The 21,831-nt window shown below is 34.3% G+C and carries 21 protein-coding genes; 11 read left to right on the top strand and 10 right to left on the bottom strand.

The annotated features are described in order from the left end of the window. The first annotated feature begins 36 nt into the window (after positions 1–36). Positions 37–609 carry a hypothetical protein gene (locus VB798_RS12710; RefSeq protein ID WP_323258844.1) on the top strand — a complete coding sequence of 191 codons (573 nt, stop codon included), beginning with the start codon at positions 37–39 and terminating at the stop codon, positions 607–609. Between the two features lie 56 nt (positions 610–665). After that, complete coding sequence (locus VB798_RS12705) at positions 666–1,658, top strand: hypothetical protein (RefSeq protein ID WP_323258842.1); 993 nt, start codon at positions 666–668, stop codon at positions 1,656–1,658. A gap of 75 nt (positions 1,659–1,733) precedes the next feature. Here the strand turns inward: VB798_RS12705 and VB798_RS12700 are convergent, their stop codons facing one another. The 3 genes from VB798_RS12700 to VB798_RS12690 form a co-directional block, all read right to left on the bottom strand. Continuing rightward, positions 1,734–2,846, bottom strand: coding sequence for an XdhC family protein (locus VB798_RS12700; RefSeq protein WP_323258841.1), 1,113 nt, complete (start codon positions 2,844–2,846; stop codon positions 1,734–1,736). A gap of 104 nt (positions 2,847–2,950) precedes the next feature. After that, the gene (locus VB798_RS12695; protein WP_323258840.1) at positions 2,951–4,099 is read right to left on the bottom strand and encodes a cysteine desulfurase family protein; all 1,149 of its coding nucleotides are present in this window, start codon (positions 4,097–4,099) and stop codon (positions 2,951–2,953) included. A 54-nt stretch (positions 4,100–4,153) separates the two neighbouring features. Next, positions 4,154–4,681 (bottom strand): DUF937 domain-containing protein, encoded by a 528-nt coding sequence (locus VB798_RS12690; protein WP_323258839.1) that lies wholly within the window; start codon positions 4,679–4,681, stop codon positions 4,154–4,156. Between the two features lie 149 nt (positions 4,682–4,830). Here VB798_RS12690 and VB798_RS12685 point away from each other — a divergent pair, with 149 nt between their 5' ends. Then, positions 4,831–5,220: a nuclease A inhibitor family protein gene (locus VB798_RS12685; RefSeq protein ID WP_323258838.1), complete on the top strand. Its 390-nt coding sequence runs from the start codon at positions 4,831–4,833 to the stop codon at positions 5,218–5,220. Between the two features lie 40 nt (positions 5,221–5,260). Here the strand turns inward: VB798_RS12685 and rplT are convergent, their stop codons facing one another. Further along, the gene (gene rplT / locus VB798_RS12680) at positions 5,261–5,605 is read right to left on the bottom strand and encodes a 50S ribosomal protein L20 (protein ID WP_184136617.1); all 345 of its coding nucleotides are present in this window, start codon (positions 5,603–5,605) and stop codon (positions 5,261–5,263) included. 120 nt (positions 5,606–5,725) lie between these two features. Then, complete coding sequence (gene rpmI, locus VB798_RS12675; protein WP_323258837.1) at positions 5,726–5,920, bottom strand: 50S ribosomal protein L35; 195 nt, start codon at positions 5,918–5,920, stop codon at positions 5,726–5,728. Between the two features lie 175 nt (positions 5,921–6,095). Here rpmI and VB798_RS12670 point away from each other — a divergent pair, with 175 nt between their 5' ends. From VB798_RS12670 to VB798_RS12640, 7 genes are all read left to right on the top strand, one after another. Then, positions 6,096–7,268, top strand: a complete 1,173-nt coding sequence (locus VB798_RS12670; protein ID WP_323258836.1) for a tetratricopeptide repeat protein — start codon at positions 6,096–6,098, stop codon at positions 7,266–7,268. Between the two features lie 168 nt (positions 7,269–7,436). Continuing rightward, entirely contained in the window at positions 7,437–9,383 is a 1,947-nt protein-coding gene (gene thrS, locus VB798_RS12665) for a threonine--tRNA ligase (RefSeq protein ID WP_323258835.1), read from the top strand. Between the two features lie 177 nt (positions 9,384–9,560). Then, positions 9,561–10,121 (top strand): translation initiation factor IF-3, encoded by a 561-nt coding sequence (gene infC / locus VB798_RS12660; RefSeq protein WP_184136626.1) that lies wholly within the window; start codon positions 9,561–9,563, stop codon positions 10,119–10,121. Positions 10,122–10,169: 48 nt separating this feature from the next. Beyond that, positions 10,170–10,541: a hypothetical protein gene (locus VB798_RS12655; protein WP_323258834.1), complete on the top strand. Its 372-nt coding sequence runs from the start codon at positions 10,170–10,172 to the stop codon at positions 10,539–10,541. Positions 10,542–10,710: 169 nt separating this feature from the next. Continuing rightward, positions 10,711–11,964: a TolC family protein gene (locus VB798_RS12650; RefSeq protein ID WP_323258833.1), complete on the top strand. Its 1,254-nt coding sequence runs from the start codon at positions 10,711–10,713 to the stop codon at positions 11,962–11,964. A gap of 47 nt (positions 11,965–12,011) precedes the next feature. Then, positions 12,012–13,103, top strand: a complete 1,092-nt coding sequence (locus VB798_RS12645; RefSeq protein WP_323258832.1) for an efflux RND transporter periplasmic adaptor subunit — start codon at positions 12,012–12,014, stop codon at positions 13,101–13,103. Between the two features lie 12 nt (positions 13,104–13,115). After that, positions 13,116–16,193, top strand: a complete 3,078-nt coding sequence (locus VB798_RS12640; protein WP_323258831.1) for an efflux RND transporter permease subunit — start codon at positions 13,116–13,118, stop codon at positions 16,191–16,193. Positions 16,194–16,410: 217 nt separating this feature from the next. Here the strand turns inward: VB798_RS12640 and VB798_RS12635 are convergent, their stop codons facing one another. The 5 genes from VB798_RS12635 to VB798_RS12615 all read right to left on the bottom strand — a co-directional run bounded on the left by VB798_RS12635 (position 16,411) and on the right by VB798_RS12615 (position 20,916). Continuing rightward, positions 16,411–17,307 (bottom strand): class I SAM-dependent methyltransferase, encoded by an 897-nt coding sequence (locus VB798_RS12635; RefSeq protein ID WP_323258830.1) that lies wholly within the window; start codon positions 17,305–17,307, stop codon positions 16,411–16,413. A 97-nt stretch (positions 17,308–17,404) separates the two neighbouring features. Further along, on the bottom strand, positions 17,405–19,003 hold the full coding sequence (locus VB798_RS12630; RefSeq protein ID WP_323258829.1) for a hypothetical protein: 1,599 nt from the start codon (positions 19,001–19,003) through the stop codon (positions 17,405–17,407). A gap of 27 nt (positions 19,004–19,030) precedes the next feature. After that, the gene (locus VB798_RS12625) at positions 19,031–19,438 is read right to left on the bottom strand and encodes an EVE domain-containing protein (protein ID WP_323258828.1); all 408 of its coding nucleotides are present in this window, start codon (positions 19,436–19,438) and stop codon (positions 19,031–19,033) included. 127 nt (positions 19,439–19,565) lie between these two features. Then, positions 19,566–20,378: a 1,4-dihydroxy-2-naphthoyl-CoA synthase gene (menB, locus tag VB798_RS12620; RefSeq protein ID WP_262887511.1), complete on the bottom strand. Its 813-nt coding sequence runs from the start codon at positions 20,376–20,378 to the stop codon at positions 19,566–19,568. An 85-nt stretch (positions 20,379–20,463) separates the two neighbouring features. After that, positions 20,464–20,916 (bottom strand): DUF2452 domain-containing protein, encoded by a 453-nt coding sequence (locus tag VB798_RS12615; protein ID WP_323258827.1) that lies wholly within the window; start codon positions 20,914–20,916, stop codon positions 20,464–20,466. A gap of 392 nt (positions 20,917–21,308) precedes the next feature. Between VB798_RS12615 and VB798_RS12610 the strand changes: the two genes are divergently transcribed. Beyond that, positions 21,309–21,803, top strand: a complete 495-nt coding sequence (locus VB798_RS12610; RefSeq protein ID WP_323258826.1) for a QcrA and Rieske domain-containing protein — start codon at positions 21,309–21,311, stop codon at positions 21,801–21,803. Positions 21,804–21,831: the final 28 nt, after the last annotated feature.

The following is a 21,831-nucleotide window of genomic DNA, read 5'->3' as shown; positions in this document are numbered from 1 at the left end:
TAATGATTTGGCTTTACACAACATAAATACACTATAATGATTGCTTCATCAAAGTTTTACTACAAATTATCAGTATTAACATGCTTTCTGCTTTGCTTTAGGACAACCTCATTTTCTCAAGATAAAATTGCACTTGGAGTTTCTGGCATGTATAATTTTCCACTTAATAGCGTAGGTATTGGTTTAAGGGCACAGATTCCTGTTATTCCAAGAGTTCAATTGGTGCCACAGTTTAAATACGCTCCTCCTTTCAATACAATTCATGAATTATTGGCAGGTCTAAATATCAATTACATTGTCTTCAAAGGGAATGTCAGACGCAATGGTTTTAAGAAAGGAATGGAAGTAGAAAAGCCAACTATTTATTTAACAGGTGGCGTAGAATATAACCGTTGGATAAACTATATAGAAACCCAGCAACAAAACTCAAAACAAAATAATTTTCTTCCAGAAGTTGGTATTGGTACTTCGGTTGGAAATTATAGTGTTAGACTTTTCGGAGAAATAAAATATAATATTCGTTGGCAAGAAAGTTATGGAGAAATAGGTTTACTTATTTGCCCTGCCTATATCAAGAGTAAAAGAAAAGCAAGCTGTCCCATTTATTAATCCTTATAAACATCAAATATTTTTTACACAAACGATTATTCTAAAAAATACCTAAAATGAAAACACATACCTTTAGATTAACGACTATCATTGCTACCCTCTTGGTAATTCTTTCAGGATGTTCAAAAGAAAGATTCGACGCCATCAAGAAAGATGAAGTAATTCCTCCGCCTGTGGTTAAAGTTGAAGTTTTCCCTGCCGTAGATGAACAAGCAAAAAAGACTTCTATTGTTCCTGTAGAAACTACAAAAAAGAAAGTAAATAGCGCTGGTGATTTTTCGTTCACCACTAAAAAAGGAACTACGATTAAAGCGAATAAATATGATTTTATGCTTCCCAATGGCGATTGGGTTGACTATCCTGTAGATATTGAGATTCAAGAATTATATACACCCGCTGATATGATATTAAACAGGGTTTCTACGGTATCAAATGGTAAAATGCTCATAACTGGTGGACAAGTAAATATTTCGGTAAGTAAAGATGGAAAACCTTTAGTTTTAAATCCATACAACAACACATTCTCAGTTAATATTCCAACGCCTGGTTATGCTGACCCTACCATGAAAGTATTTTATGGCAATGAGCAAAATAATGGAACTGTAGATTGGCAACCAGCAGTAATGCAACAAGAACAACAGCAACCTGCCGACACTACCAAGAAAGATTCTATCGTTACAAAAATGTATTTTGAGGAAGGACATTATAAAATTTTTCCTACACAAATTGGTTGGATTAATGTAGATAAATTCATGAATTCACCAGTAGAGAAAACCGTATTGAAATTTACTTCTAAAACACCAGCAATTGGTTCAATATTTATCTTCCTTTATTTTGATAAAATTAAATCTGTAATGGAAGTTTATAATGGTTCTGCAAAAGAAATTCCAGTGGGAGAACACATTAAATTAGTTTGTTATGCCGTCAGTGAAGATGAAAATCTCTATTCATTTTTTAAAGATTTTAATGTAGCAGTTGACCAATCCATTGAAATACAATTAGAAAAAACTACCAAAGAAGAGTTTTTGAAGTATTTACAAGGTTTGTAAGTAATACTTTATCAATAGATATTTACTACCTGTAAAAGTTCTCAAGAAACAATTTTCTTGAGAACTTCATGTTTTTTACTCATAAATCGGTCTATCTCTAAACTTCAATCTATCTCCACTTCTTTTTGAAAATACAGTTTTTATTTCAGCAATGATAGAAATGGCTATTTCCTCAGGAGTACTTGCACCAATATCTAAACCTACTGGCGAAGCAATTCTAGCAGCATCAATTTCTGAGATGGCTTTTCCTTCTTCATCTAATGCTTTATACATCTTTTCACTTCGTTTTTTAGGACCAAGTAAACCAATGTAAGGTATTTCGGTTGTTAACAAATGTTGTAAATTATTAAAGTCTGTATTATAATCATGCGCCATCAATAAGGCAACGGTGTATTCATCAATACTTACTTCCGTTCCTTTTTCTTTTTCAATCACTGTATCTGCCCAATCAAAAAGTTTTTTCTGTACTTTTAAAGGATTACAAACTACGCTTACCTTCCATCCTATCTCTTTCGCCAATTTCACCATTGGATAAATATCATAATTTCCTCCGTAAACAATCAAATGAACAGCTGGCAATAATACTTCTAAAAAAATCTGAACCTCTCCATTTTCAGTTTGATAAGTATTACTTTGCGATTTGCCAATGCTTAAACAAGTTTCGGCATCAGCAATAAGCGATTTTAAAAGCTCTGGAATGGGGAAATTTTCAGTAAAATATGCTGGAGAATTAAACAAGAAAGTATCACCCAAATTAACCAAAGGCTGATTCCCTTTTAATTTTGTAAAGGTGAATAAAACATTTTTTTTACGTGCATCTACACATTGCGTTAGGATTTGAACTGGATTCACAGCATTCGTGCTATCTAAAGGTTTTAATAAAACATCAATAATGCCATTACAACCCAAACCTACTCCGATTTGATAGGGGTCATCGTCTGAAGTATCATAAGTAACAATCGTCGCTTTGTTTTGAGCCATCGCCAATCTTGCACGCTTCAAGGCATCTCCTTCTAAACAACCTCCACTAATTCCACCTACAAATTCACCAGTATCCGCAACCAACATTCTTGCTCCTGTTCTTCGGTAAGACGAACCTTCAACTCTTACCACTGTAGCTAAAGCAGCTTTATTGGTATTAAAATCTATTTGTTGATACGCTTCAAGAATTGTTTTTATTTCTTTCATTGTTCATTGAGAATATAGCTATTAGCATTCAGTCTACAGCTATCGGATTTATTTTCTATCTAACTATTTTAGCTTAAAGTATACAGTCTATCGCCTAGAGCTATTTAAGCTCTCAATGTCTCTACCACCTCTTTTACATATTTTATTGTAAAATCAATTTCTTCCTGATTGGTAAATCTTCCCAAACTAAAACGAATAGAAGAATAGGCTAATTTATCAGAAATACCAATTGCTTTTAAAACATGAGAAGGCTCCACCGAAGCAGAAGTACAGGCTGAACCGCTAGAAACGGCAATATCACGGAACGAAGAAAGTAATAATTCGCCATCTACTCCTTCAAAAGAAATATTTGTAACGTTTGGCAAACGATTATTCGTATTGCCATTTACTTTAGTTCCTTTTATTTGTGATAAAATTCCTTGTTCTAAACAATCTCTTAGTTTCAATAAAACAGTATTTTCAGTCAATAATTCAGCATCGGCAATTTCACAAGCTTTGCCTAAACCAACGATAGCAGGCACATTTAAAGTACCTGAACGGAAACCTCTTTCATGTTTTCCGCCATCCATTTGAGCAACCAAATCTTGATTCTTTAAGTTTCGATTGATGTACAAAGCACCAATGCCTTTTGGACCATAAAGTTTATGTCCTGACATACTCAATAAATCAATCTTAGCAGATTTTACATTAATCTGTACTTTTCCAACTGCTTGAGTGGCATCTGAATGGAAAAGTATTTTGTGTTTTTGGGCTGAAGTTCCAATTGCCTCAATCTCTTGAATTGTACCAATTTCATTATTGGCATACATGATTGAAATCAAAAAAGTTTCAGGACGAATCGCATTTTCTATTTGTTCAATCGTTACACTACCAAATTCATCAGGTTGTAAATAAGTAATTTCAGCACCGAGTTTTTCAAGATGTAAACAAACATCCAATACTGCTTTATGCTCAGTTAAAACTGTGATGATGTGATTTTTTTGGGGGAAAGTACTTTCAAATACTCCTTTCAAAGCCAAATTGTTGGCTTCGGTAGCTCCACTTGTAAAAACGATTTCTTTAGCATTGGCTTGAAGTAATTCAGCAATTTGTTCACGAGCAGTTTCAACAGCATCTTTGGCAGTCCAACCCAATAAATGCGAACGAGAAGCCGCATTCCCAAAATGTTCAGTAAAATATGGAAGCATGGCTTCTAAAACCCGTGGGTCAACAGGGCTAGTAGCGTTATAATCTAAGTAAATTGGATATTTCATAACAAAAAAAGGTAAGCCAAAAGCTTACCCCGAAAGATACAAAATCTTATGGAATTATTTCCCGCCAAACAATCCTCCTAACATTCCACCAATCCCTTCACTTGCACCTGAATTTCCACTCATGAATTTGCCAGCAATTTTTTTTACATCATTCATATCAAACTGACCATCAGCAAAAGCACCAGTAATATCATTCAAATTAAATGAAGTATCGTTTGGGTCGTTGGTTTTAGTAATTAAAGAATTCATGACATTTGGTAAAACCTGTGATACAATGCCAGCCGCCGCCGTTTTATCTAAGCCAAATTTTTGCATTAAACTTGTAATAGCTTGTTGTGCGATATTGGCTACAATTGGGTTCGACATCAAAGTACTTGCATTTAAGCCCGTTTGTCCGCCTAATAAACTTGTTAAAGCTCCTAAACCACCAGCACCATTTTGTGCTTGACCTTTCAAACCATTAGTTACTGCACTCATAATAGTTTGCATCGCATCTTGATTTTTTTCGTTTGGTATAGCTGGATTTTTTACAATAGCTTGTTGAGAATGGTCTTGAATAAGACCCATTAATTGTTCTAACATCTGGAATTGTTTTTGTGAGTTTTTATGATTTTGAGTAAAAGTATAGACAGATTTTTCTAATTTCAAGAATTATTCAAAAAGAATCAGGAAATTCTAAATTAATCAATACAATGCTCGACACAAGCACAGATCAAAACGAAGTGAACACTATGAAAGAACAAATTCTACCACTAATTGAAGATTTACGATACCCAAGTGAATCTGACGAAGCTGTTGAATACTTTGAAATGGAATACACTACTGCTGAAAGTATTTCTGTACAAGAGTTTAAAATGTTTAATGGAATTGAACCAGACAAAGAAATTGAAGCGATTGCTATCGAAGATTTCTTCGAACCATTAACCAGAGTAGAAGATTGGTTTGGCGAAGAAGAAAAAAAGTATGTTGACAATGCCATAAAATTACAAGCATTACTCACTGAAAAATTAACAGACATACAAGTACTAAAAATCGGAGCAGTAGAAATTGACGTTTTTCTGTTTGGAATATATGAAGAAAACAAATGGATTGGCGTAAAAACAATTTTGATAGAAACATAGAAACAAAAAAAGAGCGATTCAGTGAATCGCTCTAATCTTTCTATTTTACTTTCGCTACTACCGCTTTGAACGCCTCTGGGTGGTTCATTGCTAAGTCAGCTAATACTTTTCTGTTTAACTCGATACCTTGTTTGTTTAATTTACCCATTAAAGCTGAGTAAGATAAACCTTCTTGACGTGCAGCAGCATTAATACGCTGAATCCATAAAGCACGGAAATCTCTTTTCTTAACCTTACGGTCACGGTAAGCATATTGAAGACCTTTTTCAATTTTGTTCTTCGCTACCGTCCAAACGTTTTTACCTCTTCCGTAAAAACCTTTAGCTAATTTGAGCACCTTTTTACGTCTTGCTCTCGACGCTACGTGATTGACGCTACGTGGCATAATCTTGGTTGTTTTTTGAAATATGGCGGTTAATGCTTAACACTTAATGAGCCAATTTTCTGGTTGAACAATAACTAAATTTTAATTTGTTTCAATTGAATAAATCGCAAGAAACGGGAATTACAATACTAACATCAACGTTACTCTGTCCATGTCAGCTGAACTTACTAATGTATCGTGAACTAAATTACGCTTACGTTTAGTAGATTTTTTTGTAAGAATGTGGCTGTGGAAAGCGTGCTTACGCTTGATTTTGCCTGATCCTGTAACCTTAAAGCGTTTTTTCGCTCCAGATTTGGTTTTAATTTTTGGCATTTTATTAAACGTTTTAAATGAAAAATATATTTTTTGTAAAATAGGTTGCAAAGATACGGAAAAATATGATAGACCATACTCCTAATTCAAATAAAATGAAGCATGAGAGTATTTTATTTGAAAGATTTTATCATTTAAGGTATAAATTCAAAGCCTAAGTTTGTAATTTTGATTAATGAAAAAAAATCGAAACATATCTCTTTATTTTCTATCTATTTTATTGTTAGTAAGTGCCTGTATTTCTGAATCAAAAAAAGGAATCAACATTCCTCCAGTTCCAGAAGTAACAGAAAAAGCTCGTAGGGAAGCCGCCATTGCTTTTTTAACAGATGCTATTGAAGCATCGCCAAGTAGTTCAGAAAACTATTATAAGCGTTCATTACTCTATTTGGAAAATGAAAAAATAAGTGACGCCCTCGACGACATCAATACTGCAATCAGTATCAAACCCAACGTTGGTACTTATTTTCAAGCAAAAGCGCTGATTCTTAGGGCATCCAATCAACCGGGGTTGGCTCTTGAAGCAGCATCCAAAGCAGAAGTATTGAATGCTGAATCGCCAGAACTTTATACGCTTTTAGGCGATTTGTATCAGCAATTAAATATGTTTGAGAAGGCGAAAGCTTATTTAAGAAAGTCCTTACAAATTTCTCCCAATAATGGTGAAACATATTTTGTACAAGGAGAAATTTCAGCCAAAATGGCTGATACGGCTACTGCTTTAGGATATTTTCAGCAAACATTAAGTTTGAAACCTAGCTTTTTACCTGTTTACTTGAAATTGGCTCAAATTCACACAAACCTTCGTGAATATGATTTGGCTTTACTTTATGCCAACAAAGGCTTAAGGTTTCATCCTAAAAACGGAAACTTATTTTTACAGAAAGGAAATACTTATCAAAAATCTTGGAAATTAGATAGCGCCATTCTTTGTTATAATAAAGCAATCACATTAGATAGTTCATTGATTGAAGCTAATTTTAACACAGGAATGATTTACTTTAAATCAAGAGCTTATCGTTTTGCCCTTCCATTTATTGAAAAAGCATTTCATCAAAATGCAAAATATCCAGAAGTAAAATTTTTATATGCTCAATGTTTAGAATATACTGGCAATTTTGCCAAAGCAGAAACTTATTATAGTGAATTATTAGCCAGCAATAGTCAAGATTACAGAGCATTGAACGGAGTATATAGAACACAACACAAACAAAAGTATGGTGCTTATCCAACAGATTTAGATACAAAGTTTGACACAACTTCTTATCCAAGCTTTGAAACACCCGCTAGAAAAGTTGATACAACCAGTATTCGACCATTAAAACCCAAAGGAATTCTGAATAACTAAAAATACATTATCTTGTATTTTGTAGATGAAAGAGATACTTTTGACCCAATATTGCCAAAATATTACTCAACATAATTAAAACAAGCCGTTTGAGATTCAGTTCTGACGAGAAATGTTATTTGTAGAACATTTTCTTCCAAAACAAGGCTCAAAACAAACACAAACCCCATGATTAAAATTAAATTACCCGACGGTAATGTCAGAGAGTATGCTCAGGGAACAACTGGGATGGACATTGCCCTCAGCATTTCAGAAGGATTAGCCAGAAATGTTTTAGCAGCAAAAGTAAATGGTAAAGTAGTTGATGCTTCTTTGCCTATCAATGATGACTGCGATTTTCAATTACTGACATGGAATGATGCCGATGGTAAATCTACTTTCTGGCATTCCTCAGCGCACTTATTAGCCGAGGCAATCGAAGCCTTACACCCTAGAACAAAATTCGGTATCGGGCCAGCCATCGAAACTGGTTTTTATTACGATATTGACATGGGTGAAAAAGCACTTAGTGCTGATGAGTTTAAGAAAATTGAAGATAAAATGTTGGAATTGGCTCGTCAGAAAAACCAATATCAACGTTATGAAGTTTCTAAGGCTGATGCCATTCAATACTTCACTGAAAAAGGCGATGAATACAAACTTGAATTGTTAGAAGGTTTGGAAGATGGTTCAATCACTTTTTATCAGCAAGGGAATTTTACAGATTTATGCCGTGGGCCACACATTCCGAACACTGGTTTTATCAAAGCGGTAAAGTTAATGTCGGTAGCAGGTGCCTATTGGAGAGGTGATACTTCTCGTAAACAAATGACACGTGTTTATGCGGTTACTTTCCCTAAACAAAAAGAATTAGAAGAATACTTAACATTATTAGAAGAAGCCAAACGACGTGACCACCGTAAATTGGGAAAAGAATTAGAACTTTTCGCTTTTTCTGAAAAAGTAGGTATGGGTTTACCTTTGTGGTTACCAAAAGGCACAATGTTACGTGAACGTTTAGAGAATTTCTTGCGTAGAGCCCAAGTGCGTGCAGGTTATTCGCCCGTAATTACGCCACATATTGCTTCTAAAGAATTATATATTACTTCGGGGCACTATGCGAAGTATGGTGCGGATTCATTCCAACCCATTCTTACTCCAGATGAAGGTGAAGAATTTTTCTTGAAACCAATGAACTGCCCTCATCACTGTGAAATTTATAAGACAAAACCTCGTAGTTACAGAGATTTGCCTTTGCGTTTAGCAGAATTTGGAACTGTTTATCGTTACGAACAATCTGGAGAATTACATGGTTTAACTCGTGTTCGTGGCTTTACGCAAGATGATGCACATATTTTCTGTCGTCCAGATCAAGTAGAAGACGAGTTCATGAAAGTAATTGATTTGGTTTTGTATGTATTCAAAGCTTTAGGTTTTGATAATTACTCGGCACAAATTTCATTACGTGACCCAGAAAATAAAGAAAAGTACATCGGTAAAGACGAAGATTGGGATAAAGCCGAAGCTGCCATCATCAAATCTGCGGCTGCAAAAGGTTTACCAACGGTAGTAGAATTAGGCGAAGCTGCATTCTATGGTCCGAAATTAGACTTCATGGTAAAAGATGCTTTAGGACGTAAATGGCAGTTAGGTACAATTCAAGTCGATTATCAATTACCACAACGTTTTGAATTAGAATATACAGGTTCAGACAACCAAAAACACCGCCCAGTGATGATTCACAGAGCACCATTTGGTTCATTAGAACGTTTTGTAGCAATTTTAATTGAAAACACTGCTGGAAACTTCCCTCTTTGGTTATCACCAGAGCAATTGGCAGTATTGCCCATCTCTGAAAAATACGAGGACTATGCCAATGAAATTTTCTTACGTTTGCAAGAAAACGATTTGCGTGGCTATATTGACCATAGAGATGAAAAGATTGGTCGTAAAATCCGTGATGCAGAAGTTAATAAATTACCATTCATGCTGATTGTTGGTGAAAAAGAATCGGAACAAGGGATGGTTTCTGTCCGCAAAAAAGGTGAAGGTGATTTAGGAATGATGCCAATCGACCAGTTTATTAGCCTCATGCAAGGAGAAATAAATAAAAATATTGTACGATTCAAGGAATAAGAACTAAAAATTAAACTTGCATTTTTTTATTTTTTGAATTAGCTTTCGGAAGATTCGTAATTAAAGGGTTAATTTGTAACCTTTTATACGAATTTTCCGTTAAATTAGCATTGGCAGTTCAATTTTGAGTTCTCAAACCTGCTATTGTATCATTTTAAAACAAATCATTTAGATAATATGGCGTTACGCCCGAATAACAATTTTAGAAATAATCGTAGAGAAGAAGAGCCTTACAGAATAAATGGTCTCATCAAAGGAGTACAAAATGTACGTTTAGTTGGTGAAAACGTTGAGCAAGGCATCATGGACATAAAGCAAGCCTTGGCTATCGCTGTTCAGCAAGGTTTGGATTTGGTAGAAATCTCACCAAAAGCAGATCCTCCCGTTTGTCGTGTTACAGATTACGCTAAGTTCAAATACGAACAAAAGAAAAAACAAAAAGAAATTAAAGCAAACGCTGCAAAAACAGTATTGAAAGAAATTCGTTTCTCGCCTAATACTGATGACCACGATTTTAATTTCAAATTAAAACATGCCATCAACTTCTTGAAAGAAGGTGCAAAAGTAAAAGCTTATGTACACTTTGTTGGTCGTTCAATCGTATTCAAAGAAAGAGGAGAAATCTTATTACTAAACTTTGCAAAAGGTTTGGAAGAAGTAGGAAAAGCCGATGAACTACCTCGTTTAGAAGGAAAAAGAATGTCAATTATGTTTTCTCCAAAAGAAAAGAAGAAATAAAATTGACCAATAGGCGTTACAAACTCAATTAAGTACCGCTTACATCTTGTGAAATTTAAATTCATCAAATATCTAATTCCCTTTATTTTCCTAAGTTTAGGATTAAAGGGAATTTTATGTTCTAAGGAATTCCAACAAGCTAGTTCTTCAAAAGTTACTAAATTTAAACTTCCTACCCGAAGTACACATTCTGATTCTCCAGATGTAGTTGATGATTTTGTAGCCACTAATCATTTTAATTCTGAGGAATCTGATGATAATGATGATGAAGATTTTTACACCTTATGGTTCTCGAAAACAAGTAAAGATGCACATCATGTTTACATTAATCACATCAGTGAAAACTATGTATTCAGCCATCAATTAATACTCAATTATCTTCCTAAAATATATTTACAAATCAGAGTACTTCGTCTTTGATTTCCTTCCTTTATTTTAAAAATAATATAATGATTTTGTAGGATAGTCTAATTACTGTCTTGCCTAATCTTATGCGTATTATTTTATCAATTTTATTAGAAGCTAAATGTACTTCTAATGCACAATACTGTGTTGTATTCTCTTTTTCTCTCATTATAATATCACTAAAATGAAACGTTTATGGATTATTCTGCTGTCTTTGACTTGCTTCAAGACATTCTCGCAGGATACTTTGAAACTTGCTTTAAACGATGTAGAGGCAATTTTCTTAAAAAACAACGCACTTTTACTGGCTCAAAAGTATAATATCGAAGCCTCTAAAGCCCAAATTATTCAAGCTAAGTTGTGGGACAACCCAACTTTTTCGGGAGAACAGCAAATCTATAATCAAGAAACAAAAACGCCTCTCCCACTCGGAAATATGGGACAAAGAGCATTTCAAATTCAGCAGCTTTTTTTGTTAGCAGGGAAACGTAACAGGCAGATTGAGTTAGCGAAAATCAATACTGAAGCAAGTGAATACAATTATTATGATTTACTGAGAACTTTAGCGATTGAATTAAGAACTAATTTTTATGATACTTTCTTCATTATAAAATCTGTAGCGATGTATGATGAGGAAATTCTGACATTTCAGAAACTGCTAGTTGCTTATGAAGAACAATATAGCAAAGGCAATATTCCTTTGAAAGAAGTAATTCGTTTAAAAGCCTTTTTATTCTCATTGAAAAAAGAACAAAATGAGCTTCGTCAACAGATTATCGAAAAACAAGGTATTTTAAGGACATTGCTCAATACGAAAGAGACTTCTTTTATTGCTCCAAAAATTGATGAAAAAGCATTAGATAGTCTTGGCATTAATCATTTAAAACTAGAACAATTAACAGCAACGGCTTTTGAAAATCGTTACGATTTGAAAATGCAAGATGCTTCTGTACGCTACGAAAAAGAAAATTTGCTTTTACAAAAAGCGATGGCTACGCCTGATCTTAGACTTGGCTATTCTTATGACCGCAACGGAAGTTTCATTCCAAACTATCACGCTATTACTTTACAGATAGACCTTCCTGTTTTCAATAAAAATCAAGGAAATATCAAAACTTCATCTTTCAGGATTGAGGCTGCTCAAAAAACGTTGGAACAAGCGCAAACAAGTTTACAAAATGATGTACTCAGGGCTTTTATGAAAGTACAAGAGAATAATCGCTTGGCACAAAGTATTGATAGTAAATTCATTGGAAGTTTCGATACATTGATTGAAGGGGCTGTAGCTAGTTATCAGAAAAGAAATATTTCTTTAATTGAATTTGTAGATTTTGTTGAATCATACAAAACTTCGGTTGTAGAGCTCAATTCTTTAAAAAGTGATAGAATGCGCTCAATCGAAGAACTCAACTTCGTTGTTGGGAAAAAAGTACTTTAAGAACCACTATTTTTTTGCTAAAATTAAAACACTATTTCACGTACATCATGAAAAAGAATAAAATCATTATAGGCTTTCTCTTGGCTACTTGCCTAGCTTGTCAATCAAAAAAAGAAGAGACAAAGACAGATAATTCAGAGGAATTCGTTCTTTCGGATAAACTTCGTAAGGAATTGGTTCTAGCACCAGCCATTGTTGAAAATATTTCAAGTGAATTACAATTGACTGGAAAGCTTGCGCCATTTGAGGAAAAACAAGTAAAAGTTTCACCTTTGGTAGATGGTGTAATTGAAAAAATTTCTGTTACACTCGGCGATTATGTTAGAAAAGGACAATCAATGGCAATTATTCATAGTTCGGAAGTTGCTGATGTTGAAAACCAAATTGTAGGCGCAAAGTCTGATTTTCTGACAGCACAGAAAAACTTACAAGTACAACAAGACTTGTATAAATCAGGTTTAGCGTCTGAAAAAGACATCACTATCGCTCAAAATGAACTTTTAAAAGCAGAAGGAACCTTGAGAAGAGCCAACGAAATCTCAGGTATCTATGGTGTAAAAAATTCATTTTATACTGTAAAAGCTCCAATAGATGGTTATATCGTAGATGTGAACAGAAATATTTCGGAAAAAATGGCATATCGTGAAGGCGACATTGGTCCATTCTTTTCGGTGGCTGACCTTTCTACTGTACAAATTATTGCCAATGTCTATGAATCTGATATTGCTAAAATCAAAGTGGGTTATCAAGCAGCCATTAGATTAGTAGCTTATCCAGACAGAGTTTTTCAAGGAAAAATTGATAAAATCAACAATGTTCTTGACCCACAAACAAGAACGATGCAAGTACGAATCAACTTACCCAACCCTGAAAAAATCCTAAAACCAGAAATGTTCGCAAAAGTAACTGTGAGCTATTCTGACAATCAAAAAATTGTATCAATTCCTTCCGAATCTATCATTTTCGATAAAGATAGAAATTTTGTAATCGTCTATAAAAATGCTAAAGAGGTAGAAGCCAGAAGAGTACAAGTAGCAAAAGTATTAGACAACAAAGCTTTTGTATTCAACGGCTTAGCTGAAGGAGAAAAAGTAGTAGTAAAAAATCAATTAATGATCTATAATGCCTTAAATAATTAAGGAATCGATACAATGAAGACACTATTGGCTTTATCGCTTAAATTCAAATTTGCCGTATTTTTTTTCACGGCTGTTATCGTTGTTGGGGGTATTTTTAGTTTTATCAATACTCCTATAGATGCTTTTCCTGATGTTACCAACACCCAAGTAACTATCATTACTCAGTGGCAAGGGCGAAGTGCTGAGGAAATAGAAAAGTTTGTAACTGCTCCACTCGAAATTTCAATGAATGGAGTACAGAAAAAAACGACTGTTCGCTCAACAACACTTTTCGGTTTATCGGTTGTCGTTGTAATGTTTGATGATGGCGTTGATAATAATTTCGCTAGAATTCAAATCAATAATGCCTTACAAGGATTAAGCCTTCCTGATGGCGTCGAACCTGAAATTCAACCTCCTTATGGACCAACGGGTGAAATTTTCAGATATACATTAGATTCCAAATCCTTGAGTGCCAGAAAACTGAAAGAAATTCAGGACTGGGTAGTTGATAGAAATTTAAGGTCAGTTCCGGGTGTTGCCGATATTGTAAGTTTTGGTGGAGAAGTAAAAACTTATGAAATCAGTGTAAATCCGAATCTATTACAAGCGTATAATATCACTCCGTTAGATGTTTTTCAGGCGGTTCAAAAAAGTAATATTAACGTTGGTGGCGATGTTATCACTAAAAACAATCAAGCTTATGTTGTCCGTGGAATTGGTTTACTAGCCAAAATCTCTGACATCGAAAATATCTTGGTTGAAAATATTAACGGTGTTCCAGTTTATGTAAAAACTGTTGCGACTGTTAACGAATCAGCTTTACCCAAATTAGGACAAGTAGGACGTGGACAAAATAATGATGCCGTTGAAGGAATTGTTGTCATGCGAAAAGGCGAAGACCCTTCGGCAGTTATTAAAAGTTTGAATGAAAAAGTTGAAGAATTGAATACCAAAATTCTTCCTGTTGACATCAATATCAAGGCTTTTTACAATCGTCAAACCTTACTTGATTTCTGTATTGAAACAGTTTCTCATAATTTAATGGAAGGAATTGTTCTAGTTACTTTAATGGTACTTATCTTCTTGGCTGACTGGCGAGCATCCTTGATTGTGGCGATGATTATTCCATTAGCATTACTTTTTGCCTTTACTTGTTTGAAATTAATGGGAATGTCGGTGAATTTACTTTCGCTGGGAGCCGTCGATTTCGGGATTATCATTGATGGAACAGTCGTCGTTGTAGAAGGATTGATTGTGGTACTTTCCCATAAAGCCCACGAAGTTGGTATGGAACGTTTTAACAAATTAGCCAAATTATCGCTAATTAAACGTACTGGTACTTCAATGGGTAAAGCTATTTTTACTTCTAAAGTAATTATTTTGGTTGCCCTTTTGCCGATTTTTGCTTTTCAAAAAGTAGAAGGAAAAATGTTTACACCTTTGGCTTGGACATTGGGTGCTGCCTTGTTGGGTGCTTTGATTTTTACGCTGACACTTGTTCCTTTAATGGTGAGTATTTTGATGAATAAAAACGTCAAAGAAAAATCTAATTTCTTTGTGGATGCTATTCTGAAATACTCAATGAAACTGTTTAATTACTGTTTTTCTCATCAAAAGAAAACCTTTATTATTACAGCACTCACAACCATAGTTGGTTTATGGACACTCACAATTCATGGAACGGAGTTCCTTCCACAATTGAACGAAGGCTCTATTTATGTAAGAGCCACCATGCCAAGAAGTATCAGTTTGAATGAATCTGTTCGTTATGCAAACGATATGCGTAAAGTATTTGAAGGTTTTCCAGAGGTACGACAAGTAATGTCACAAGCTGGGCGACCAAATGATGGTACTGACCCAACAGGTTTTTATAATGTTGAATTTCACGTTGATATTTATCCGCAAAAAGAATGGAAAAGCGGTTTAACAAAAGCCCAATTAATTGAGCAAATGCAAAAGAAATTAGACGTATTCCAAGGAGTAAGTCTTGGTTTTTCTCAGCCAATTATGGACAATGTTGAAGAAGCAGTTTCTGGTGTAAAAGGCTCTATTGCAGTAAAAATCTATGGTCAAGATTTTGAGTACTTAGAAAAAGAAGCAGAGAAAGTAAATGATGTTTTGAAAAAAATTGAAGGTATTGAAGATTTAGGAATCATCAAAAACTTAGGACAGCCAGAATTGCGCATCGAACTTGACCAACAAAAAATGGACTTATACGGTGTTCAAGCCGCAGATGCAGAGGCGGTTGTGTCAATGGCAATTGGTGGACAAACGGCAAGTCAATTATTTGAAGGCGAACGTAAATTTGATATTAGAATTCGTTTTCAACCAGAATATCGTAAATCAGAAGCTGAAATTGGCGACTTGATGGTACCGACAATGAACGGAACAAAAATTCCAATCAAAGAAATTGCCACCATTCGTACTTTGACTGGACCAAGTTTGATTTTCAGAGAAGATACAAAACGTTTTATCGCCGTAAAATTCTCAGTACGAGGTCGTGATATGGGAAGTACTATCGAAGAAGCACAAAAAGAAGTGAACAAGGTAGTACATTCCTTACCTAAAGGTTATGAAATGAAATGGAAAGGTGATTTTGAAAATCAACAAAGAGCCTCAAAACGTTTGGCTCAAGTAGTTCCAATTTCAATGCTTACCATTTTCTTTATCCTTTATTTAATGTTTGGTAGTTTGAAAGATGCCGGTTTGGTGTTTACGAACGTACCTTTTGCCATCATTGGTGGTTCTTTAGCACTTTTAATTACTGGTACAAATTTTAGTATTTCGGCAGGAATTGGCTTTATTGCACTCTTCGGTATTTGTATTCAGAATGGCGTAATTATGATTGAAGTATTTAAGGATAATCTTCATCGAAAATTATCACTTCATGAATCCATAATGCAAGGAGTCCAGTCGAGAGTAAGACCAGTAATGATGACTGCTTTGATGGGAATTTTTGGGATGTTGCCAGCCGCTACTTCTTCAGGAATTGGTTCTGAATCACAAAAACCTTTAGCGATTGTGGTAATCGGCGGAATGATTGGAGCAACGATTCTAACATTATTTATCTTTCCATTATTTTACGAAAGAGTATATCGTAATAAATAGAATTGCTTGGTAAAAATTTGGTGGTTAATTATTCTGCTACAATATTATTTTTCTATAAAAACTGTTTTTTTGAAATATTTTCTTTTGAAAAACGAATAGAATATAACTACTTTTGTATCAAATAATTAACCACTAAAAAATAAAACATACCAATGAAAAAAATGTACTATTTCGTGCTTTTTTTAATTCTATTAAAAGCTATCGAAGTATTAGCCCACTAAACGCTAGCAAATCTGTAAAACACTCCTAAAGGAAGTTTTTTGTTGAAATCATCTTGTAGATATAATTCACCAAATTCATGATTTTGAGTTTGGCTAAAAGAACATTTGACTAAATTTTCAACAATTAGTGAAGAGAAACCCATCGAGTACATATTCAAGATTAAGAAGTAATTTTCTTTATCAAGAATTTGTGCTACAGTTTTCAATAATTCATTGATTTGTTCTTCTAAAATCCACTTTTCTCCATCTGGGCCACGACCATAAGCGGGTGGATCTAAAATAATTCCTTGATAAATATTACCACGTTTGGCTTCACGCTTTACGAATTTAAGCGCATCTTCAACAACCCAACGTATATTCTCTAAGTTACTAGCTTCCATGTTTTCTCTCGACCATGAAATTACTTGTTTAATAGAATCAACATGAGTAATATCTGCTCCAGCTTGTTTAGCAGCAATTGAAGCACCTCCCGTGTAAGCAAATATATTGAGTACTTTCGGGTTTTTAACAGGAAGTTTCTTCACTTTATCCATGATAAATTCCCAATTTGAAGCTTGTTCTGGAAAAATACCAACATGTTTGAAAGAAGAAAGTGCTAACTTAAAATTCAAATCTAAAGCATCCGTTTTATAAGGCATAAACCAACGCTCTTCCATTCCTTTTTTCAAAATCCACTCTCCTTTTTCCTGCGAACCTTTATCTTTTTTAAAAGTAGCGTTTGCGGTTCTCTCCCACTCTGCTTCTGGCATCGATTTATCCCAAGCAGCTTGTGGCTCTGGACGGCGCAAAATGTATTTACCAAATTTCTCTAATTTCTCAAAACCTCCAGAATCTATCAATTGGTATTCTTTCCAGTTTTGTGGGGTTTCAAGTTTAATAATTTCTTGTTGCATAATGTAATGTCTATGAAATCTGTAATGATTTTTTCATCCATAAAAAAAGCGGTATCCGTAGATACCGCTGCAAGTTACTCAAAAGCCTTTGTTTGAACTAAAATGAAATCTTATTCATGTAAAATACATTTCTTCTTCCGCCTTCATTATCATTCGTAATTCGCTGATAACCAGAAGCAATGAAATAGTTTTTATACCAATAATCAATTGCATCAGAAGTTGTTTGTTTTACCTTATCTCCTTCTAACTGAGTGGCTACTTTAGCACTTTGTGTATCTTCAAGTACTTTGTCGCCTTTGATAATTTTAGTGAAAATTTGCCCTTTGTTACTGTATGAAAGTGTAATTTCATCTCCTTTTACAGATGCTTTTACTTTTTCACTTAGCTTTTGTTCTTTTACATCCTTCATTTCGATGCTGTTATCCCAAAGTAAATTCCCTTTTTCATCAAAAGCGGCTACAATAGCATGTGTATAAATCCAACCATCAAAAGTCTGTTGGTTTCCATAATATCTGTTTCCCCAACCCCACGGACTATAATATGAACTAAATGGCGAATACAAACCATAATAACCATAGCCCCAACGATAAGGATTATAAAACGAGCTATATGGACTACCAAAACCATTATAAGTACCAAATGGGCTATAATTATTATAACGATAATCGGCATAAAAAGCCTCAGCAACCATGATATACTTATCGTCTTGTTTGATGATGTCGTGTACCAACAAACGATAATCTAAACGTAAATCTTCTCCCTTTTCTTTCTTATCCTGAATTTTCTTTTCTTGCTTTTCCTTTTGGCGTTCGCCCATAAAATTGAAGAAGTTCTTGAATTCAGTAAAACTATGGAATTTTAAATCAGTAATTTCATTGTCGAGCAACTTAGAAAAGTAAATTCCTTGAGAAGTTGGTCCACGTGATGAACCTATTGAATTTTTATGTCCATAAGTACCAAACATTACTTCTGTAGAATCTGAAACAAGATTCAATTTACCATTCATCATGGCAAATTCATTTTCTGGATTCATCACTACTTGCGAAATCTGCTTGCCGTCTTCATCAAACGATTTTACAACCAATTGATAGTTTTTACCTCTTGTTCCTACTGCATAAGTAACATTTACGATGGCTGTACTGGTATCCAATTCCATTGATTGAATCTCTGCTTGGCTCTTCAAAGCACTTGGCAATACTTTTGTTTTGCGCTCTACAAGATTTGTAAACAAAATCACAGGTTGATTATTCACCATTCCTGCAATAAAAATGGAAGCATTGATTGCCTGAAAATCAGAAACTTCCATTCTATCAACTGACATGATTTGGTATTTCTCAATAAAACCCGGCCCAATATTTACTTTAACAACTTCATAAACATTACTCCTGTAGCGGCTAAAAAGTAGGTACAAATTTTTACCATCATAACAATGTTTTACATAATCCAAACTTCCATCAATAGTACCATTTATCGACCAAATTTGGTCTAAATTTGTATCAAATCTAGTAAGTGTAAAATTGGTTTTACTTAACTGAGTAAGTACCAAAACGCCTTGGTCATTGATTGGAATGGTGAAAAGTTCGGAATTGCTTGAAGGCAAAGGGATTTCAACTCTTTTCACGCTTTGAGCTTGAGAGAATTGAAAACAGCATGTCATCAATACAAAAAAAGTAATACTTTTAACGACGGTTTTCATATTTTAAAATTAAATGTTTGAGCTTGTTTATTCATGAGCAAGACCAATGATGATGTCAAACTCTTCAGGTTTGATATGTGCAACCGAAAGGCGAGATTGTTTGATTAAAGATAAATCCTTCAATCGTTCTTCGGCTTTCATTTGCTTTAAAGTAACCGTTTTAGGAAGCTTTTCAACAGGAACAAGATCTACAACTACCCAATTTTTATCCTCAGTAGTTGGATCTTGATAAGCCTCTTTTACAATTTTGGCAATTCCTACTACTTCCATGCCTTCATTTGAATGATAGAACAAAACCAAATCATCCACTTTCATGGCCTTTAAATTATTCCGTGCCTGAAAATTTCGCACACCATCCCACATGCCTGTGCCTTGATTAACGAAATCATCCCAAGAATATTTGAAAGGTTCTGATTTTACGAGCCAATAATTCATGCTTTTCTAAATTTTATTTTTTGAGAATTTTTTAATTGATGAGAATGAAATTACTCTTTTTCATTAATTTTTACTCCATTAATGGAATAAAAAAATCCGAAAGCGTTTAAACTTTCGGAAGTTAATATCAAGGAAATTTAGGGAATTTGCTAAAATCTGGTTTGCGTTTTTCTAAGAAAGCATTCTTGCCTTCTTTTGCTTCTTCAGACAAGTAATATAATAAAGTAGCATTACCTGCCAATTCCTGAATACCTGCTTGTCCGTCTAATTCAGCATTGAATGATGATTTCAGCATTCTTAAAGCCAATGGGCTTTTCTCTAAAATCTTTTTACACCAAGCTACAGTTGTTTCTTCTAATTTATCCAAAGGCACTACTTTGTTGACCAAGCCCATATCAAGTGCTTCTTCTGCATTGTATTGATCGCATAAAAACCAGATTTCACGAGCTTTTTTCTGACCAACTACTCTAGCCAAATATGATGCACCAAAACCGCCATCAAAAGAACCAACATTTGGACCCGTTTGTCCGAAACGTGCATTTTCAGCCGCAATTGATAAATCACAAACAACGTGTAAAACGTGACCTCCGCCAATTGCCCAGCCAGCTACCATTGCCACAACAGGTTTAGGAATCGAACGAATTTGTCTTTGTAAATCTAACACGTTTAATCTTGGCACTGTATCTTCACCAACATAACCTCCATGTCCACGAACTGATTGGTCACCGCCAGAACAAAATGCTTTTCCGCCTTCACCTGTCAAAATGATTACTCCAATTTCTTCTGTGTCACGGCAAATGTTCATTGCATCAATCATTTCTTTCACCGTCAATGGTGTAAAAGCATTATGCACTTGAGGACGGTTGATTGAGATTTTTGCAATTCCTTCATGAAAAGTAAATAAAATCTCTTTGTATTCTTTAAGGGTTTCCCACTTCATATTATTGTATATTATAATGTTTGTGCTTTTTAAAGTAAATGACTTCAAAATTAATCACTCATTTACAAAGCTCCAATTATTCTTTTCAAGCTTCTTCATTATACTGTACATCCCAAGTATGGTCTGCCAATAATAAACACTTCGCTAAATATCGACTGTATTTAAACGAACGCCCCCATTCATTTGGTGCAATTAGTGAAAGTAAATCCGTACCATCTTCTTTCTCGTACATGTAGTAGGTTTCATTAATAATTGGTTCAAAACCAATGGCAGCGTCATAAATTCTTTCTGAAATCTCTTTGCGTTGGGCTAATAATTTTGCCTGACGAGCCAAAGTTTCCATTTGTTCGTACAACTGATTCATTTGTCTATCAGTTTGTTGACGCATTGCTAATACTGAACGACCTTTTGATTTACCTAAATCTTCAGGTTTAATAACGGCGCTACCAGCCGTGTGAGCGTAAGGAAGTAAACCAGGATTTTCGGCTACTTTATCTTTATTGATAGGATTTAAAAATTTATCTTCAGATGCTGCCATAACGAGCTTTTAATTAATTGAATGATGAAATGATTTGAACTTTGATTAGTGTTTGTCTTTAACTTAAAAACAAATTTCCTAAACATAACACTCACAAGTATCTACCAAAATTAACAAATAAAGATAATATAATTGCTTTTCCATAAAAATGAAGATAATAAATCTACAAAATAAAAAATCAAAAGATTATTCCTTTAAAAACATTATCAAATAGATTCTTAAAAAGACATTTTTCCTACAAATAAAAGCTTATTCAGGCTATTATTTTATACAGAAAACCTTTTAATTATTTTTTCAATCATTTAATAATCATAACAAACGCAACCCTGCCAAAGTTTTTGGCGTATGGGTAAAAAAGTAAATCTTCTCATTTAATCTAAATTCAAAATCCTATGGAACGCAAGGAATTCTTATCGCTCGTTGGAGTGAGTGTTGGAGCGATAATTTTACAAAACTGTATGTCAGGTTGTGCAAATTCATCAGACCCAACACCTTCAAACAATAACAACAATGGTAATACTGGTGGAACAGGTGGAACAACAACTGGTTTAACAGGCAATAATACAATCTCAAAAGGTACAATTGATTTCACTTTAGATTTAACAAGTGCAAGTTTTGCTGATTTAAAAACTGATGGGAAGGCAATCGTAACTGGCGATGTAATTGTTGCTAGAACTAAAGCTGGAAATTATATCGCAGTTGCTAAAAGATGTACACACGAAGGTACAACTGTTGATTTTCAAGCAGATAACAACCGTTTTAATTGTTCAAATCATGGTTCAAATTTTGATTTAACAGGCAAAGTACTTAATGGCCCAGCGGCTAGTCCACTCACACAATTCTCTACTTCTTTTGATAGTGCTAAGAACACGCTAAGAGTATCTTAGAAAAACTAAGCTTTTATTAAGAACACTC

Source organism: Arcicella lustrica, from assembly GCF_034930985.1.
Taxonomy (GTDB): domain Bacteria; phylum Bacteroidota; class Bacteroidia; order Cytophagales; family Spirosomataceae; genus Arcicella; species Arcicella lustrica.
The sequence above is the reverse complement of the archived record's forward strand: the minus strand, read 5'-3'. Positions and strand labels throughout refer to the sequence as shown.

Excerpts from the sequence above, each read along its gene's own strand:
- VB798_RS12710 (WP_323258844.1), top strand. The coding sequence starts at position 37 with ATGATTGCTTCATCAAAGTTTTACTACAAATTATCAGTATTAACATGC.
- VB798_RS12705 (WP_323258842.1), top strand. The coding sequence starts at position 666 with ATGAAAACACATACCTTTAGATTAACGACTATCATTGCTACCCTCTTG.
- VB798_RS12700 (WP_323258841.1), bottom strand. The coding sequence starts at position 2,846 with ATGAAAGAAATAAAAACAATTCTTGAAGCGTATCAACAAATAGATTTT.
- VB798_RS12695 (WP_323258840.1), bottom strand. The coding sequence starts at position 4,099 with ATGAAATATCCAATTTACTTAGATTATAACGCTACTAGCCCTGTTGAC.
- VB798_RS12690 (WP_323258839.1), bottom strand. The coding sequence starts at position 4,681 with ATGTTAGAACAATTAATGGGTCTTATTCAAGACCATTCTCAACAAGCT.
- VB798_RS12685 (WP_323258838.1), top strand. The coding sequence starts at position 4,831 with ATGAAAGAACAAATTCTACCACTAATTGAAGATTTACGATACCCAAGT.
- rplT (WP_184136617.1), bottom strand. The coding sequence starts at position 5,605 with ATGCCACGTAGCGTCAATCACGTAGCGTCGAGAGCAAGACGTAAAAAG.
- rpmI (WP_323258837.1), bottom strand. The coding sequence starts at position 5,920 with ATGCCAAAAATTAAAACCAAATCTGGAGCGAAAAAACGCTTTAAGGTT.
- VB798_RS12670 (WP_323258836.1), top strand. The coding sequence starts at position 6,096 with ATGAAAAAAAATCGAAACATATCTCTTTATTTTCTATCTATTTTATTG.
- thrS (WP_323258835.1), top strand. The coding sequence starts at position 7,437 with ATGATTAAAATTAAATTACCCGACGGTAATGTCAGAGAGTATGCTCAG.
- infC (WP_184136626.1), top strand. The coding sequence starts at position 9,561 with ATGGCGTTACGCCCGAATAACAATTTTAGAAATAATCGTAGAGAAGAA.
- VB798_RS12650 (WP_323258833.1), top strand. The coding sequence starts at position 10,711 with ATGAAACGTTTATGGATTATTCTGCTGTCTTTGACTTGCTTCAAGACA.
- VB798_RS12645 (WP_323258832.1), top strand. The coding sequence starts at position 12,012 with ATGAAAAAGAATAAAATCATTATAGGCTTTCTCTTGGCTACTTGCCTA.
- VB798_RS12640 (WP_323258831.1), top strand. The coding sequence starts at position 13,116 with ATGAAGACACTATTGGCTTTATCGCTTAAATTCAAATTTGCCGTATTT.
- VB798_RS12635 (WP_323258830.1), bottom strand. The coding sequence starts at position 17,307 with ATGCAACAAGAAATTATTAAACTTGAAACCCCACAAAACTGGAAAGAA.
- VB798_RS12630 (WP_323258829.1), bottom strand. The coding sequence starts at position 19,003 with ATGAAAACCGTCGTTAAAAGTATTACTTTTTTTGTATTGATGACATGC.
- VB798_RS12625 (WP_323258828.1), bottom strand. The coding sequence starts at position 19,438 with ATGAATTATTGGCTCGTAAAATCAGAACCTTTCAAATATTCTTGGGAT.
- menB (WP_262887511.1), bottom strand. The coding sequence starts at position 20,378 with ATGAAGTGGGAAACCCTTAAAGAATACAAAGAGATTTTATTTACTTTT.
- VB798_RS12615 (WP_323258827.1), bottom strand. The coding sequence starts at position 20,916 with ATGGCAGCATCTGAAGATAAATTTTTAAATCCTATCAATAAAGATAAA.
- VB798_RS12610 (WP_323258826.1), top strand. The coding sequence starts at position 21,309 with ATGGAACGCAAGGAATTCTTATCGCTCGTTGGAGTGAGTGTTGGAGCG.